Here is a 17,160-nt window from a genome sequence, read left to right as displayed (position 1 = left end):
ACGTTACGCATACGGGCATTTTCTGCCATCCGGCAGGAGATGCTTTTTTTATATCGAGAGGAGAACGGTACAATGACGTTGCTGGAGAAGCGGTACAACAGTGTGCATGATACTAAGGACGGTCTGCTGGAAGAAGTGATCAATCTGGGTCGGGATATCATCGACAGCCTGGACATGGATCTGCTGCGGGAAAATGCCAATTTGAACGGGGAGAGTTTCTCCGGTAAAATGAGCAAGTTCGGCAGTGAATACTCCAAGTGGTATGCCCGTAACTTTACGATGCCTCCACAGCTGGTACAAGCCATAGAAGACAACGTTGTATATGTCCACGATCTGGATCAATATGCCATTGGAACAACCAATTGTATTTTCATTCCGTTCGAAAGACTTCTGCGCGAAGGCTTCAACACCGGCAACGGCAGCGTCCGTCCTCCGAATTCCATCATGACGGCGATGGCGCTGGTAGCGATTATTTTTCAATCCCAGCAAAATGCCCAGTACGGCGGTGTATCCGCCAACAAGCTGGATTACGATCTTGCCCCTTATGTGGCAAAATCATTTGCCAAGCTATTCCGCAAGGGTCTCGCTTACTTCGAAGAAGGACAAGCTGATGAGCAGCTTGGCGAAGTCACCATGAGCCGGACGGATTTGGCAGAATTGTATCCAAGAGCCTTCCGCTATGCGCTTAAAGAAACAGAAAGTGAAACCCTGCAAGCCTCCGAGAGCATGATACATAACTTAAACACCATGTCCAGCCGGTCCGGGGGACAAATTCCTTTTACAAGCATCAACTACGGCACCTGCACCTCTCCGGAGGGTCAGCTGGTCATCAGCTCTTTGCTGACAGCTACCATGAACGGGCTGGGCAGCGGTGAAACACCAGTGTTCCCGATTCAGATTTTCAAATGCAAGCAGGGTGTGAACCAGCAGCAGGGCGACCCAAACTATGAGCTGTTCCTGAAAGCCGCCGAGTGCTCCGCCCGCAGACTGTATCCGAACTTCGCCAATCTGGACGCTCCGCTCAATATGCAGTACTATGATCCGGCGAATCCGGATACGGAATTTGCTACCATGGGCTGCCGCACCCGGGTGCTCGGCGACCGGTTCGGCCGGAACCATTGCTCCGGCAAAGGCAACCTGTCATTTAACACACTCAACCTTGTCCGGCTCGGCTTATCGCATGGCATAGCGACAGGCCGCCGCACCGCTGCCGACGAAGACAGCTTTTATGACGATCTGAATTATTATATGGAAATCGCTTTGGAAGGTCTCCTTCACCGTTTCCGTATCCAGGCTGCGCAAAAGGCAAAGGCTTCCGACTTCATGATGCGTGAAGGTGTCTGGGAAGGCGGCGAGCAGCTGGAGCCCGAAGCCAGTGTAGGTGAGCTGCTGAAGCACGGGAGTCTGTCGCTTGGTTTTATCGGTATGGCAGAATGCATGAAGGCGATGTATGGCAAACACCATGGCGAGGATATGGAAGTCCACAAGAAGGCGCTCGCTATCGTGCAGCATATGCGTGAGTACTGCGACCGGAAAAGTGAAGAGCTGAACCTCAACATTACCCTGTTCGCCACTCCGGCAGAAGGCTTGTCCGGCAAATTCACCAAGATCGACCGTAAGGTAATAGGCTCTATTCCGGGCATCACCGACCGTGAATATTATACGAACTCATTCCATATCCCGGTCTATTACAACCTGGCGGCTGCGCGGAAAATCAGCCTGGAGGCTCCTTTTCACGAGTTCTGCAATGCAGGCGCAATCTCTTATGTCGAGCTGAACGGCAATGCTCGCAGCAACCCATCCGCTTTTATCAAAATCATTAAGTATGCTCTGGAGCAGCAAGTCAGCTACTTCAGCATTAATCACCCGATTGACCGCTGCTCCGGCTGCGGTTACGAAGGGGTTATCGGTACGAACTGCCCTTCCTGCGGCACGCATGAAAGTGAAGTACACATCCGCCGCCTGCGTAGGGTAACCGGTTATTTGACCGGTGATTACCAGACCCGCTTCAATGCCGCCAAGCAGGCAGAGGTACGGGACCGGGTTAAGCATCTATGAATATTTGCGGCTATTATCCGGAGTCCATTAACGAGGGAGAAGGCATGCGCGCTGTCATCTTCCTCAGTGGATGCCGTCACCGCTGCCCGGGCTGCTTCAACCCCGAGACGTGGAATTTTAATTATGGCGAGGTCTTCACCCTGGATCGTAGGCGGGAGATTATTGGGGAGATTGCCGCTAACCCGCTGCTTGACGGTTTGACCCTGGCGGGTGGCGATCCTTTCTTTTCGGCAGGCGAGGCCTCGGGGTTCATCAACGAACTTCGCACCACGCTTCCAGGTTTCCCCGTTTGGATTTACAGCGGATACACGTATGAAGAAATTACGGCGGCCCCTGGATCTCCTGAATACCAGCTACTTCAGCAGTGTCAGGTGTTAATTGACGGACGTTTTGTGGAAGAACTAAAAGATACTACCCTCCCCTACCGGGGAAGCACGAATCAGCGAATTATCGACGTTGCAGCTAGTCTAACTGGCCCTGATGTTGTTTTTTGGCAGCCTTCTGCGCTTTAATACATCAATTTTTGATATTGAAAATTTACTCCATTTAAGAAGGGAAGATGAAAACAATGCCTCAACTCGTAGTGAAACCAGATAACCGCCAATTGGCTTTTGATGAAATCCGTCTCTCCGTTTATGCCGACCGTATTTTGAAAGATTTGGATCAGCTTAGCAAAGAAACGCTGCTGCGCGGTGTACAGTCCAAATTGCGCCGTGAACAAGTCAGCGGAGAAGAAATCAGCAGTGCTTTTACCATGAGTGCTCTGGAACTCGTGACCAAGGAAGAACCGGACTGGAAGTTTGCGGCGGCACGTTCTCTTCTAACCTCTCTATATAAAAAAGCTGCGGTCAACCGCCGTTACAAAGCGTACCCGGAAGAGCCTTACGGCGAGCTATACCCGCTGATTGCGGATCTCGTCAAAAGGGGGATTTACCGCGAAGAGTTGTTGACCTTCTACACCAAAGATCAGATTAACGAGCTGGAAAGCTGCATTGATTATACACGCGACCTGCTGTTCGATTATATCGGCCTGCTTACGCTGTCTGACCGTTATTTGGCTCATGATTTTGATGGGCGCGTAATGGAACTCCCCCAGGAACGTTATATGATCATTGCCATGTACCTGATGCACCGCGAGCCTGCGGAGAAACGTATGGAACTCGTTAAAGAAGCTTACTGGGCTATGAGCAATATTTACATGACTGCTGCCACGCCTACAATGTCCAATGCCGGTAAAAAAGTTGCCGGGCAGCTCTCCAGCTGCTTTATCGACACCGTGGACGACTCGCTTGAGGGTATTTTCGATTCCAATACGGACGTAGCCCGTCTCAGCAAAATGGGCGGTGGCATCGGTGTTTATTTAGGCAAAGTACGGGCCCGTGGCTCCGACATCCGCGGCCATAAAAACACCAGCTCCGGCGTTATTCCATGGATTCGCCAGCTGAACAATACCGCTGTCAGCGTAGACCAGCTCGGGACGCGTAAAGGCGCTATCGCCGTCTATATAGACGTGTTCCATAAAGACATTCTCGCCTTTCTAGATCTCAAATTGAACAACGGCGACGAGCGTATGCGTGCGCATGATGTATTCCACGGCGTATGCCTGCCCGACCTGTTCATGGAGGCGGTAGAGTCACGGGGACACTGGAACCTTTTCTGCCCGCATGAAATCAAAAAGGTTATGGGCTGGAAGGATGAGAACGGCCGTCCGCTCGGCCTTGAGGATTATTACGATGAAGAGCTTGGACAAGGCGCTTTCCGCGAAAAATATGCCGAGGCAACTGCTAATTTGGAGCTGTCACGCATCACGGTCCCTGCCATAGACATTATGAAGCGGATCATGAAATCCCAGCTGGAGACCGGTACACCATATATGTTCTATCGTGATACTGTTAACCGCGCGAACCCGAACAGCCATCAGGGAATGGTGTTCTCCTCCAACCTGTGCACGGAAATCATGCAGAATCAGTCGGCTACCGTTGTTGAACAGGAGGAGCTTGTGACCAAGGACGGACAAACACGGATCGTTATTTCCAAAATCCCGGGCGACTTCGTGGTCTGCAACCTGAATTCGATTCACCTGGCACGGGCGGTTCCCGCCGGAGTCCTGGAACGCCTCGTACCGATTCAGGTGCGTATGCTCGATAATGTAATCGACATTAACAATATTGAAGTATTGCAAGCCCAGTACACCAACAGCCAATACCGCGCTGTCGGTCTTGGCACGTTCGGCCTGCATCACCTGCTGGCGCTGAAGGGCATCCGCTGGGAGTCCGAAGAAGCCGTGGAGTACAACAACCATTTGTATGAGCACATTAACTACCTGCTGGTGCGTTCAAGCCTTGCGCTGGCCCGCGAAAAGGGCCGTTATCCGAAATTCGCCGGCTCCGATTGGGAGAGCGGCGCATACTTCACCTCGCGCGGCTATGTCAGCGGCGAACAGGAAGGCCAGTATGTAACAACAGAGCAATGGCGCCAGCTGCAGCAGGAAGTGGCGCAAGATGGCGTTCGTAACGCCTGGATGTTCGCCATTGCGCCGAACGGCTCCACTTCGATCATTGCAGGCTCCACGGCCAGCATCGATCCATTGTATGAGCTGCTCTCCTACGAGGAGAAGACGACTTACAAGATCGCAAACCCTGCCCCGGATCTGTCCGAGAAGACGATCTGGTATTATAAAACAGCCTTCCTGATTGACCAAAACTGGTCGATCCGCATGGCATCCGCCCGTCAGCGCCACGTCGATCAGGGGCAAAGCTTCAACCTGTACGTGCGTCCTGACATTAAGGCGACCGAGTTCCTGGAGCTGCATTTGAACGCCTGGAAGGGTGGCCTGAAATCAACGTATTATGTGCGCAGCCGTGCGCTTACGATTGAAGAGTGCGATTCTTGCGCTAGCTAAAATTTCCGTTTGAACTATTAGAAGCAGGTGCTTTTCGTCACTACGAGGAATGTTTGGACTTCCGGTCGCTGTTATCCTCAGATTTCTTTATTGAAACCGCATTTGCGGTTGAAATCTGAGGATAAAGGCGAACGCTACGCTCCTACAGTTCCAAACTTCCTCTTCGTGACTACAGCTCTGTCTTTAAAGTGACAAACACAAATTTTCGCGCAAAACTAAGGAGGAGGATACAAATGCAATTGCAAAAGATATTTAATACCGAAGCGCCCAATCAATCCACACGCATCATAGACGGAGAATGCTCAGGCATTCTGAACTGGAACGATATTCGCATGCCGCATATGTACAAGCTGTACAAGGTGCTGCTGCTCAACCACTGGATCGCGGATGAGATCCCGATGTCCAAGGATGCCCAGCAGTTCCCGATACTCGACGCCGAGGAGCAGCGCGTTTTCAAGATCAACATTTCGCTGCTGGCGGTGCTGGATTCGATGCAGACTATGTTCGTTGGCGATGTGAAGCGATATTTTACCGATTCCTCCCTTGAGGCCATTTCGGCGATTATCGGACAACAGGAGGTTGTGCATAACCAATCCTATTCCTATGTTCTGTCCTCTATCGTGTCGGATAGCGAGCAGAAGGAGATTTTTGAATATTGGAAAAAAGATCCCGTGCTGCTGGAACGCAACCAGTTCATCTCCGAGATCTATCAGGAATTCCGCGACAACCCTTCGAAGGAGACCTTTTTCCGGGCGCTGGTAGCAGATCTTATTCTCGAAGGGATTTTCTTCTACAGCACATTCGCCTTCTTCTATAATCTGGCCCGTGACCAGAAAATGATGGCGACCAGCCAGATGATCTCCTACATTCAGCGTGACGAGAATCAGCACTGTTACTTTTTCGCGGAGGTATTCAAGCAATTGCTCGTCGATTTCCCGGAGCTGAACACCAAAGAGAACATGGAATATGTTTACCGCACGATCGACCGCGCGGTGGAGCTGGAAACGAACTGGGCGCATTACACCCTGACGAATGTTCGGGGCATCGACCTCAATGAGCTTGGTGATTATATCAAATATACCGCGAACAAACGCCTGACGCTGATGGGCATGGACAAAGCCTACGAGGGTGTGGATGTGAACTGTATGCCATGGATCAAGCCTTTCTCGGACGATGCGCTGAATGCGACCAAGACCGATTTCTTCGAGGCCAAGTCCCGGAATTACGGTAAAGTCGGTGACGATAACGGATTTGACGATTTGTAAGTATAGATCTTAAACACCTAATTGCATTCCATACAATTATTGGAGTTAAATCGGCGTATATTTCATTCATAACTGCATTGTGTACAGCTAAAAATCAAGAAACATCCGTTTTATCGCTATCTCCCTCTAAATAGCTGTACCAAGTACAATTAACTGACTTTTAGTTTGCTTACGGCAGATTTTAATTGCACCAACTGCAGCTAAAGGGAGATCAGATCAGCCACAACTCATCGAATACAGGCCCAATGTAGTTCATACTTTCTTATCATCTAAAAAGCGCACCTTCTTACCTGTAATCAGGTCGAAAGGTGCGCTTTTATGTCAAAATATGTGCTGTCCAAGAACGCAGCTTAACCCTTGTTGCGCAAAGTTCTATGAGTGGTTTCTTCGGCAAGCTCCTCCAGCGCAGCATTTAGGCGCAGCTTCAGTTCGTCTGCAAGCTCTACCTCACCAAGATCATTACGGACAGCCTGGGAGTCCACCGTGTATACGCCACCCAGAATATAACGTGCGCCCAGCACGGACAGCACCGGCTTCAAGGCATAATCAATCGTGAGCAGGTGAGCCAGACTGCCGCCCATGAAGAGCGGGAGTACGATTTTGCCGGCCAAGCCTTTTTCCGGGATCAGATCCAGAAACGTTTTTAGCACTCCCGTATAAGAAGCTTTGTACACCGGACTGACGACAATAACCGCATCCGCTTCAGCCACAAGGCCGTTAGCTTTGACAATGTGCTCACTCTCGAACTTGGCGTGGATTAAATCCTCTGCAGGGAGCTCCGCTACGTTAATGCGCTCAACCTCGAAGCCACCCCCGCTCAAGCTGGCCTCAACATATTCAATCACTGCATTTATGCGCGATACAAGGGAAGGAGTTCCGTTAATAACTACAATTTTGGCCACTGTTCCACCTCTTCTACTCACTTTTGGGGGAGTCCCACGCTAATTCCGACAAAAACACTTTAAATTAGTAATAATCCTAACAAAGGGACAGCGCAGTTGTCAAACCGCCCTTGCACTCGCCACCTTCTTGCGATATACTAAGCGGCAATACCAAATCCCAATCAGGCCAGTGACCGGCATCCAACCGTGAGGCGTCTGCGACCGGAGCATACTGCTTGCTCTCTAAGTTTACCGGGTTTCGCCCGTTACCGCGAAGACCAAAGAGGATCGGATTTCCCGCAAGACGGAGATTCGTTCAACCTGGGTGGCACCGCGAGCTGACGCTCCTCGTCCCATGGATGAGGGCGTTTTTTGTATTTTTATAACAAAAGGAGCGAACGGTATGCTGGATATGAACTGGATTAGGGAAAACACGGAACTTGTTAGAAAGACTGCGGAATGGAAAAGAATTGAGCTGCCGCTGGATGATCTGCTGAAATGGGATGACAAACGCCGAAACCTGCGGCAGACGACCGAATCGCAGCGTTCGCAGCGAAATGAGCTAACCAAAGAAGTAGAGCGGCTTATGCGGCAGGGTAACAGGACAGCTGGTGAAACCGTTAAGGAACAGGTACGGGATATAAACAACGGGCTGACTGTTCTCGAGGGGGAGCTTGCCGAAGCAGATCGGCACTGCCGTGAACTGCTTCTGCTCGTACCCAATCCGGTGTCGCAGGATACACCTGTCGGCCGGGATGATCGCGACAACGTGGAGCTGCGCCGGGTCGGTGAGCTGCCCGAATTCACGTATGCTCCTCGGGATCATGTGGAGCTTGGCGAGCTGCATCATATTATTGACATTCCGCGCGGTGTCAAAGCAGGCGGCCCCCGCAGCTATGTCCTCAAGGGAGCAGGCCTCTATCTGCACCTTGCGGTACAAAGGCTTGCGCTTGACGTACTGACTGCCCGCGGCTTTACAGTCATGGACGTACCGGTAATGGTCCGTCCAGAGGCGTTGGAACGTACAGGATTCTTCCCGTTGGGAATAGATCAGACCTATGAGTTGAACGGAGAAAACCGCTGGCTTGCCGGGACTTCGGAGGTATCGCTTGTTTCTCTTTATAGCGATGAAATCATGGAGATGGCTTCGCCGCTGAGGCTGGCTGGCATGTCGGCCTGCTTCCGCCGTGAGGTTGGCTCGGCAGGACGCGATGTACGTGGACTGTATCGTGTGCATCAGTTCTCGAAGATCGAGCAGGTTGTAATATGCGAGAATAATCCCGCTGCTTCGGAGAACATGCTGCAGGAAATAACAGCTAACGCGGAGCATATCCTGAAGCTACTGGAGCTTCCTTACCGTGTAATGGCGGTCTGTACCGGAGATATGTCGCAGAAGACACATAAGCAGGTTGACATCGAGACGTGGATGCCAAGCAGAGGCGCCTACGGGGAGACGCATTCAGCGTCGAACCTGCTCGATTTCCAGGCTCGGCGCTCGAATATCCGTTACCGTGGTCCAGACGGGCGGCTGCAATATTGTCATACTCTGAACAATACAGCCGTTGCTACACCACGCATTCTGATTCCGCTGCTGGAGAATCATCAGCAGGAGGATGGTTCGATTTATATTCCGCATGCGCTGCGGAAATATATGGACGGCATGGCCAAGCTGGAACTGCCGCTGCGGCAGTTGTAATACCCTCCAGCTAACAGAAGTAGATTGAAAAGGCGTTTCCCAGGAAGCCATGCTTACGGGGAAAACGCCTTTTTGTGTTGCGGAAATAAAATTCCAGTAATGTTGGGGGACCGGGACTGCCTTCTCCTGCATATTTACTTGCGGTTTCGCTCCATCCAGTCCACCGCATAATCCACAATCTTACGCTGCGGGATAAGCTGGGCGGTCGCAGCGGCTATACGCCCGTAGGCAATCAGCCCTGTATCCTCCTGGAACTGCTCTCCAATTCCCTCGAAATCTTCCGAATTCCAATCCAGATCCTTGAACGCCACCCACTGCCTGACGCCATCCACCATCATCGGCGTGCCCGGGGTTGCTTCCTCCTTGCCGGGATAAGCCGCCCGGAACTCCGCGAGGTGCAGCGAGGTATTGTTGAGATTCCCTACACCCAGCAGCAGAATGCTTCCATCCAGCTCATAGATCCGGGCCAGCGGTGAATTACCACCCAACCCATAATCAAGAGCATGGTTATTCACGATCCGGTCCCTGTGCTTACCCCAGGCGGCAAAAGAATGCGTCGGGTGGACGCTGCGCCCTACCCCCTTTTGCTTGCGGAAGCAATCCGGGATGACTCCCATCCCATGCAGCGGGGTAAGGTCAGGATCAAAGCCTGGCATCTGTTCCCGGATCGTCTGCCACCATTCCTTCGGCACTGGAGGCCTGCTCCATCCTGCGGGATCGGACAAGTCCCCGGAATGTGTGGGCATCACCAGCGTCCCTTCCTCCCCGAGAACGCTCTCTATAGCAAGAATAACCGCAACAGGGCCTCCTGCGACCCAATTTCCCAGTGACTTGAAGGAAGAATGCAGCAGCAGGGTCATACCCGCCCGTACGCCGAGCTTCCGGAAATCCTCCGCCAATGTCTCTACCGTAATTAAATCTCCCTGAATTTCTTCCATCTCATTCCCTCCGAACTATAGACTATTCATTCTCAGAGCAAAGCTTTCGCTCTGTATTCTCCGGGTGAAATACCTTCCAATTCCTTGAACACGCGGGAAAAATGCTTGCTGTTCTCGAAACCCACAGCCTCCGAGACTTCTTCCAGTCTGCTGGAACGTCCCTCCGAGAGCAGACGTTTGGCATGGCGAATGCGCACTTTTTTTAGGTAGGTCACAAAGCTCTCTCCCGTGTAGGCCTTGAACGCTTCACTGAAATAGGAATAGTTCAGAGAAACATGATTACTGACCATAGCCATATTAAGCGAACGGTGGTAATTTCCCTCGATATAGGCCAGCGCCTCTTTCATTTCGGCATGTTCCGTATGCGCAGATCGCACCCCTATAATGTAATCATTCACGCTTACCAGCAAGTTCTCCAACGCACGGTAATAGTCGTGAAAATGGCGAAAATTATACATATTCCCAACGGAACGATACAGCTTGAGCACTTCCACCGAAACCTCCCCATGAACGCGGAACACCTCATCCAGCACCCGTTCATTCATGAGCCGCCCCACTCCCTCAAGATAAGAAAGATCCATACGCTTCAAATGCTCAATCTGAAAAATAGCTGCCAGCAGACCCCGCATTTCCTTCTCCCGCCCGGTACCCAGCATATTAAGCAGCTTACGCAGATCCTCATCAGGAGGCGGGAAGCTGAGACGGTTCTCCCTCACGGTTTCATAGTCAATAAAGTTTATCTGAGGATACAGATACGTATATTGCAGCGCCCGGCTTGCCTCATCGTAGCAGGAGCGAATTTCACCGGGTTCCCGGCCAGCGCCGCTGATTCCGATCAATAATCCGCCAAGCTCCTTAACCTCAGCCTGACGCGACAGCTCCACGAACGCCTCCCTTGAGCTGCCAATCAGCACTAACCTGCCGTCCCAATCTATTAAAATCTCACTAAATCCTTTCAATAATCCTGTTCGCCGTTCGATAAGTTCCTGCACTTCTCCCGGCTTTATCCGGGTTCCGTTACTGCAATGATAGCTAAGCAGTCCTATTATAAAAGGGATCGGTAATCCCTCTAATTCCTCCCCCCATTCACGCCCACGGTCTTGCATTTCAGAGTGAATCGGCGATTCCTTCTGAAGAAGCAGCTGCTGCAGAAGACGCGACCGCCTCTCTCTGCGTAAGCTTTCAGCCTCCTGCTCCAGCTTGCGGAGACTGGCATGCTGTTCCGCCAATTCCTCATTGATCCGCCCCAGTACCTCGAACAGCTCGTCACGGCGGATCGGTTTTAGCAGGTAATCCTTGACGCGGTAACGGATCGCACTTTTGGCATATTCGAAATCATCAAATCCGCTCAAGATAATAACTGCTGCGGGTTCTTGACCCGCGCCCTTTTCCGCAGATAAATGCTCCAGCAATGCAATTCCATCCATTACCGGCATCCGGATATCCGTAATAATGATATCCGCAGGCTGGTCTCTGAACTGATTGAGAGCCTCTGCTCCGTTAGCCGCATTTGAAATCTCATAAATTCCGGGGTATTCCCGATCTATAATTATCTTCAGGCCTTGCCGGATATTCTTTTCATCATCTACGATCAGCAGTTTTTTCATGGTTACTTGTCTCCCGTCAAGAGAACTTTGGGCAAGGTCATGAACACCGTCGTCCAGCTCCCTTCCTCACTCTGTACCTCAAGTCCGTATTCTTCGCCATAAAACAGCTGCAGACGCTGATGTACATTCCGAAGCCCGATTCCGCCGGATCTGCCGACGCTGGCTCCCGGTCCGGAAAAAGCGGTATTGGGCTCCTCTTTCCCATAAAGGGCCTCATGCAAGGCAGATAATCTCTCCGGGGCCAGCCCGTTGCCATTATCACGGACTGCAATGAACATTTCGCCGTCCCCTTCCGAGACATCGATTGTGATCACCCGATCCTCCCGCTCCTCTGACCCGCCGGCCCAGGCATGCTTGACACTATTCTCAACAATGGGCTGCAGCGACATCTTTAGAACCTCAAGCTCCAAATGTGTAGCCTCAATATTCATCTTCAGCACGATGGGATGCTCAAAGCGAATATTCATCACTTCAATGTAATTCTCGATATGCCGTATCTCATCCCGCAGCTTTACATACTCGCCAGACCATTTGAAATTATAACGCATCATGCCCCCGAGCGAGGTCAGCGCATCGGAAATCGTCCGCTGATTCTCAATTTCAGCCAGCATCTTAATATTCTCAAGCGTATTATACAGAAAGTGAGCATCAATCTGGTTGTGCAGAGTTCGCAGTTCAGCCTCCTTCGATAAAGCCTGTTTCTGCACGGCCTGGGCAACCAGAGTATTAATTGTATTCATCAGCTTGGAGAAGTGATGCGCGAGTTCACCGATCTCCCCGCCGCCCCGGATCGTAATTCCGCTGTACGATTCACCTCTCCGCACTTTTTTCATCGTCTCTGTCAAACGGCGCAGGTTTTTAAGAATGAATGCATTAAGCACGTAAGCAATGGTTGTCACTAAAATAATAAAGCCTATATTGGCCCCGATAATTAAGTTGCGTGTATGTGAAATGTCTTTCAAGACGCCGTCCATGGAAACTACATTGAGCAAATACGAATCGATTCGATCCAGCGGTGTGTTAATCAGCAAATAAGATTTACCGTTCTCCGTATAGTGAATATCCCACTTCCCTGTCTTTCTGTAAGACTGAAGGCGATCCGTAATCGCTGCAGCCATTTCCATGTTGTCCGGCAAAAATGAATGATCGGAACGCGTAAACAGCTGCATCTCCTCATCGATAAGAAACATTTGGGACTGATTATCCTGTACCGTTGTGTAAGTCTTGGGCGTAAACCGCTCCAGCAGCATATCCACCTGGACCATTCCGATGTGGTTGTCTGCCGGTATGCTCATTTCACGCAGCAGGGACACCTTGGGTGTAAGCTTCGGCGTCTGCCCGGAATACCGCTGCATCAGATCTGGGTCATTATTCTGGAAGGACCATACTTCCCGCCCTTTCATCTTCAGTGCTTTTTGGAACCACGGCTGCGAGGATACCCGTTCTTCACGGAAAATAATCGGCCATATTTCATGTACATCGCTGTTCGAATATAAGCGTAAATGCTCGATATTCGGATTATTGAACTGGATACGCGTCATGTTAACATAAACATTCTCATTAAAATCGACTAGCTCTCCAAGGTCCGGTTCATTCTCGTGGGCGAGATAAGCCTTCACTTCCTTGTCATCGTAAGCCATTTGGGCTGCCCGTTCCATCGCTTCAATCTGGTTATGGATGTGCAGCTTTTCCATTTGCAGCAAATAGCTGTTCTTGTCGACTGTATCCTTGACGTAGGTATTATTAATGGCCCTATACGAGTAAAAGGATACCATTAAACAGGGGCCCAAAATAATGAAAATATACGCGGCGATCAGGCGGCTCTGCAGTGAGCGGCGTCCCCACCAGTAAGTAAACGAATACCATAAAGCCGCAGTGCGCTTGCCAAGTTCCACGCTGTAATGTCCACCTCGCTGTCAACAAGTTAAGTAAACACCCAAACGCCCGCGGTCAGCGGGCGTTTGGGCAATCATATATTACATGCCAAGTTTTTTCTTGTTCTCTTCGTATTTTGTTTGTTGGAAGGCCAGAACCTTTTCAAGGCCCAAGTCTTTTTGTTTGTTGATATACTGGGTCCAAATTTTATCGAATTCCGCATCGGAAGGAGCCATCAGCAGCTTCGGCAGGGATTTGCTGCGCAGCTCTTTAATTTTAGCGAAGATGATCCCTTCAGGAGAGTTCGCCAAAGGATCAATTTGGTCAAATTCAGAGTTGCTGTACGTTTTCCCTCTCGTCCAGTCTTCGAGCTGTTTGTAAGGCTCTACCGCTTTAGGTGTCCACTGGGCAGTAATATTGGTGTTCATCAGCATCCAGAAGGTAAAGGATGAGCCGTACTGCTTGTCAAACGCCGAGCGGTCTTTATTCATCAGGTCGAATACTTCCGGCTTAAATTGGTCTTTTCCATCAATTGTATCATAGCTGACGCCTTTTTCACCCAGGTAAAGGTCTTTATTTCCTTCTTCACTGTTCAGGTAGCTGAGGAACTTGATGGCACGCGCTTTATCCTTCACATCTTTGGAGATGAGGGTTACGGTCCAGCCGGAAATGCCAGGGCCGTTCAGACGCGGAGCATCCAGATTACTGTTAGCCGGTCCGTCAACAGCGATATAGATTTTATTCGGGTCTTGCTGATGCAGTGTGCCGAGCTGTGCGGCAAAGTCGGTACGTTGATACAGCATGGCGAAATAACGGCCTTGAGCAATCTTTTCTTCCATTTGCGGACGTTTGTCGATAAAGATATCCTTGGCAAGCAATCCGTCCTGGTTGGCCTGGCGAAGTGTCTTCATCCAGCGGATATATTCAGGGTCTGTCTCACGGTTGTACAGCTTGCCGTCTTTTTCTCTTGGAATAGCCAGGTAGTTCTGAATGTACTGTTCCAAGGAATCGTTACCGACTGCGGTAAATTCATGCAGACCGAGCGGAATCATCGGCTGGCCATTGATATCAGGGAATTTCTCTTTTGCTGCCTTCAGCGCGTTCAGGAATCCTTCCGGTGTGCGCATGTCCGGACTGCCAATGGCTTCATAAATATCCTTGCGGACTACGAAGGTTTGGTTAGATACATAAGTATCTCCATATTTCTCATAGTCGGCCGGAGAAGAGGAGGCGTTAGGATAACCGTAAACATTGCCGTCTGCTTGAGTATACCATCCCAGCTTGTCGGGATCGGATACTTTGAAGAAATATGGATCATATTCTTCAGCCAATTTGTTGAGTGGAAGCACGAGTCCGCCTTCAATCATTTTCTTCACACCATCTTCATACCAGCCCAGCGTGATGAAGTCGGGCAGCTTGCCAGAAGCAATCAGAGTATTCAGCTTCTCATTCTCATTTCCCGCAGGAACGATGAAGTTAATATCAACACCGGTTTTCTTCGTAATATATTGGGAGGTTGGGTCCACGCCCCATTTATTAGGGAACCAGGCGAAGTTCAGGTACCAGTCAAACGTGATCGGCGCAGTATCGGATTTCCATCCCGGCTCATCCGCCGATACTGCAGCAGCGGTTGGCTCTGCAGTATCGGCCGTATCCGCTGAGTTACCGTTATTTGTCTTTGGTGCATTGTTTCCATTGCTGCCGGAACAGCCTGCTACGGACAGAACCATGATCAATGCCATCAGCAGCACCATCATTTTTTTTGGCTTACGTTTTATTCCCATGCCTTCTTACCCCTTTTCTGAGAATGTGTAATATAAGTTATAACCCCAGGACCGCTGAAAGACGGCTGGAGGAGTTACCTGGGTCTGCCGGACACAAGTTTCTTTTGACTCAGCCCTTGATCGAGCCAATCATCATTCCCTTAACGAAATAACGCTGCAGGAACGGATATACGAACACAATCGGAAGCGTGGTGACCACCATGGTAGCCAGTTTTATGGACTGTGACGTTACCGTTTTGGTAAGGGCACTGCCCTGTACGGCAACCATCATCTGGGATGAACTGGACTGGGCCACAACACGGTACAAATACGTCTGGATCGGCTGTAAGCTTTCATTGTTGATGTAAATCATCCCTGTGAAATAATCATTCCATTGGTAGACACCATGGAACAGCGCAATGGTGGCAAGGACGGGCATGGATACCGGCAATATGACCCGCAGAAAAATGGACCAATCATTGGCCCCGTCAATCCTGGCCGCTTCTTCCAAGCCCTCGGGAATTTCCCGGAAGAAGGTCATGAAGATAATCAGGTCGAAGAAGCTGAACAGTACCGGAATAATGTAGACCAGGAAATTCTCCAGCAAGTGAAGATCCCGGATCAGCAGATAGGTCGGAATGAGTCCGCCCCCAAAGAAGAGTGTCACTGTACCCATTAGAATATAAAGCTTGCCGCCTATCAAATCTTTGCGGGAAAGCGCATAGGCTACCATAGCGGTAAAGAATACATGCGTTATCACACCAAGGAACGTTTTGGCCACTGTAATCCACATGGCCTGCATAATGCCCGTGCTGGCAAACACCGCCTCGAAATTCTTCAAAGAGAACTTGCGCGGCACCCAATAAATGCCCCCCAGCATGGCGTCTTTGCCATCGTTAAAGGCGTTGATCACCACGTACCAGATCGGATACAGCGTAAGGAAGCATATACATAACATGATGAGATTGTTGGCTAGATCGAAGATGACTTCGCCCTTCGTTTTGCGCTTTATAGCAAACATGTCAGGTCCTCCTTGGCCTAAAACAACGACGTGTCGTTGATTTTTTTGGATACTTGGTTGGCAATCAGCAGCAAAATGAGAGCAATAACCGACTTGAAAAGCCCGATAGCAGCAGAATAGGAGTAACGACCGGAAAGAAGTCCGGTTTGGTAAACATAGTAATCAATTACGTTGCTGGTGCTGTCATTCAGTGAGTTGCGCAGAACCAGAATCTGGTCAAAGTTGGAGTTCAGCACACCGCTGACCGCCAGAATAAACAGGATGCTGATGGTCGATTTGATCGCCGGCAGCGTAACGAACCACATCTTCTGGAACCTTCCGGCTCCGTCAATCGTTGCCGCCTCATACATCTCGGGAGACACACCCGCGATTGCAGCCAGATAGATGATAGCTGACCAGCCAAGCTCTTTCCAGATATCCGAGGTGATGATAATAGTCCAGAAGTACTTGGGCTCGGCCAAATATGAAATCGGCTGGTCAATGAAATGAAGCCCCATTAGAATATGGTTGATAATTCCCACGTCAGCCAGCCATGTGGCAAGAATCCCGCCGAGCACAACCCAGGAGAGAAAATGCGGCAGATACGAGATCGTCTGAATGGCTTTCTTATATCGGATGGAGCGGACCTCATTCAGGAAAAGCGCGAATATAATAGGCAGCGGAAATCCGATGAACAGCTTGATTAAGCTTATACCCAGAGTGTTTTTCATGACATTTCCGAAATTCTCGTCCGCCAGAAACTCCTTGAAATGGGTAAGACCTACCCAAGGGGCCTCTGCAATCGACTTGATAATGTTGAACTCCTTGAAGGCAATGATGATGCCGTACATCGGAATGTAGTTGAATACAATCATCCAGGCGACCCCAAGCAATGCCATGGTCTGCAAATGCTTTTGGGCGGCAAATTTTTTCCACAGCTTCCGGCGGGGGGTCATAATAACCTCTTTGGAAACCGGAGGTATTCCGACAGGGGACATGGATTCCAAGGGTACGGCTTCCCTAACATCTTTATTGTTTTTCATCTTACGGTCCTCCAGGCTCCAGCTAGTTCTCTTATTAAAGCGTTTACAATTTATATTTTAATCTTAATTGTTTTCACCCGAGCCTGTAAGGTTTCATATTTTGGAAAAGGGGGTTCATTTTTCGGCTTGGCT

Annotated in this window: 12 protein-coding genes; 5 read left to right on the top strand and 7 right to left on the bottom strand. The window is 50.2% G+C overall.

Annotated features, from left to right (window positions below; genetic code table 11):
- Positions 1–72 precede the first annotated feature (72 nt).
- The 4 genes from PaeBR_RS01995 (at position 73) to PaeBR_RS01980 (ending at position 6,225) form a co-directional block, all read left to right on the top strand.
- On the top strand, positions 73–2,058 hold the full coding sequence (locus tag PaeBR_RS01995; protein WP_410513261.1) for an anaerobic ribonucleoside triphosphate reductase: 1,986 nt from the start codon (positions 73–75) through the stop codon (positions 2,056–2,058).
- Positions 2,055–2,570, top strand: a complete 516-nt coding sequence (nrdG, locus tag PaeBR_RS01990) for an anaerobic ribonucleoside-triphosphate reductase activating protein (RefSeq protein WP_410513260.1) — start codon at positions 2,055–2,057, stop codon at positions 2,568–2,570. Before PaeBR_RS01995 ends, nrdG begins: the two co-directional genes overlap by 4 nt.
- Positions 2,571–2,626: 56 nt before the next feature.
- Complete coding sequence (locus PaeBR_RS01985; RefSeq protein ID WP_410515048.1) at positions 2,627–4,960, top strand: ribonucleoside-diphosphate reductase subunit alpha; 2,334 nt, start codon at positions 2,627–2,629, stop codon at positions 4,958–4,960.
- A 233-nt stretch (positions 4,961–5,193) separates the two neighbouring features.
- The gene (locus PaeBR_RS01980) at positions 5,194–6,225 is read left to right on the top strand and encodes a ribonucleotide-diphosphate reductase subunit beta (RefSeq protein ID WP_410513259.1); all 1,032 of its coding nucleotides are present in this window, start codon (positions 5,194–5,196) and stop codon (positions 6,223–6,225) included.
- Positions 6,226–6,575: 350 nt separating this feature from the next.
- Here PaeBR_RS01980 and ssuE read toward each other — a convergent pair whose 3' ends face one another.
- Positions 6,576–7,127, bottom strand: a complete 552-nt coding sequence (gene ssuE / locus PaeBR_RS01975; protein ID WP_410513258.1) for an NADPH-dependent FMN reductase — start codon at positions 7,125–7,127, stop codon at positions 6,576–6,578.
- A gap of 382 nt (positions 7,128–7,509) precedes the next feature.
- Between ssuE and serS the strand changes: the two genes are divergently transcribed.
- Positions 7,510–8,802 carry a serine--tRNA ligase gene (gene serS / locus PaeBR_RS01970; RefSeq protein ID WP_410513257.1) on the top strand — a complete coding sequence of 431 codons (1,293 nt, stop codon included), beginning with the start codon at positions 7,510–7,512 and terminating at the stop codon, positions 8,800–8,802.
- A 134-nt stretch (positions 8,803–8,936) separates the two neighbouring features.
- Here the strand turns inward: serS and PaeBR_RS01965 are convergent, their stop codons facing one another.
- The 6 genes from PaeBR_RS01965 to PaeBR_RS01940 all read right to left on the bottom strand — a co-directional run bounded on the left by PaeBR_RS01965 (position 8,937) and on the right by PaeBR_RS01940 (position 16,941).
- Positions 8,937–9,740: an aminoglycoside N(3)-acetyltransferase gene (locus PaeBR_RS01965; protein ID WP_410513256.1), complete on the bottom strand. Its 804-nt coding sequence runs from the start codon at positions 9,738–9,740 to the stop codon at positions 8,937–8,939.
- Between the two features lie 32 nt (positions 9,741–9,772).
- Positions 9,773–11,347: a response regulator gene (locus tag PaeBR_RS01960; RefSeq protein ID WP_410513255.1), complete on the bottom strand. Its 1,575-nt coding sequence runs from the start codon at positions 11,345–11,347 to the stop codon at positions 9,773–9,775.
- A gap of 2 nt (positions 11,348–11,349) precedes the next feature.
- Positions 11,350–13,242, bottom strand: a complete 1,893-nt coding sequence (locus PaeBR_RS01955; protein WP_410513254.1) for a sensor histidine kinase — start codon at positions 13,240–13,242, stop codon at positions 11,350–11,352.
- 81 nt (positions 13,243–13,323) lie between these two features.
- On the bottom strand, positions 13,324–15,006 hold the full coding sequence (locus tag PaeBR_RS01950) for an ABC transporter substrate-binding protein (RefSeq protein ID WP_410513253.1): 1,683 nt from the start codon (positions 15,004–15,006) through the stop codon (positions 13,324–13,326).
- A gap of 109 nt (positions 15,007–15,115) precedes the next feature.
- Entirely contained in the window at positions 15,116–16,006 is an 891-nt protein-coding gene (locus tag PaeBR_RS01945) for a carbohydrate ABC transporter permease (RefSeq protein ID WP_410513252.1), read from the bottom strand.
- Between the two features lie 17 nt (positions 16,007–16,023).
- Positions 16,024–16,941, bottom strand: coding sequence for an ABC transporter permease (locus PaeBR_RS01940; protein WP_410515047.1), 918 nt, complete (start codon positions 16,939–16,941; stop codon positions 16,024–16,026).
- Between the last annotated feature and the right edge of the window lie 219 nt (positions 16,942–17,160).

The organism is Paenibacillus sp. BR2-3, assembly GCF_046529485.1.
Taxonomy (GTDB): domain Bacteria; phylum Bacillota; class Bacilli; order Paenibacillales; family Paenibacillaceae; genus Paenibacillus_AQ.
The sequence above is the reverse complement of the archived record's forward strand: the minus strand, read 5'-3'. Positions and strand labels throughout refer to the sequence as shown.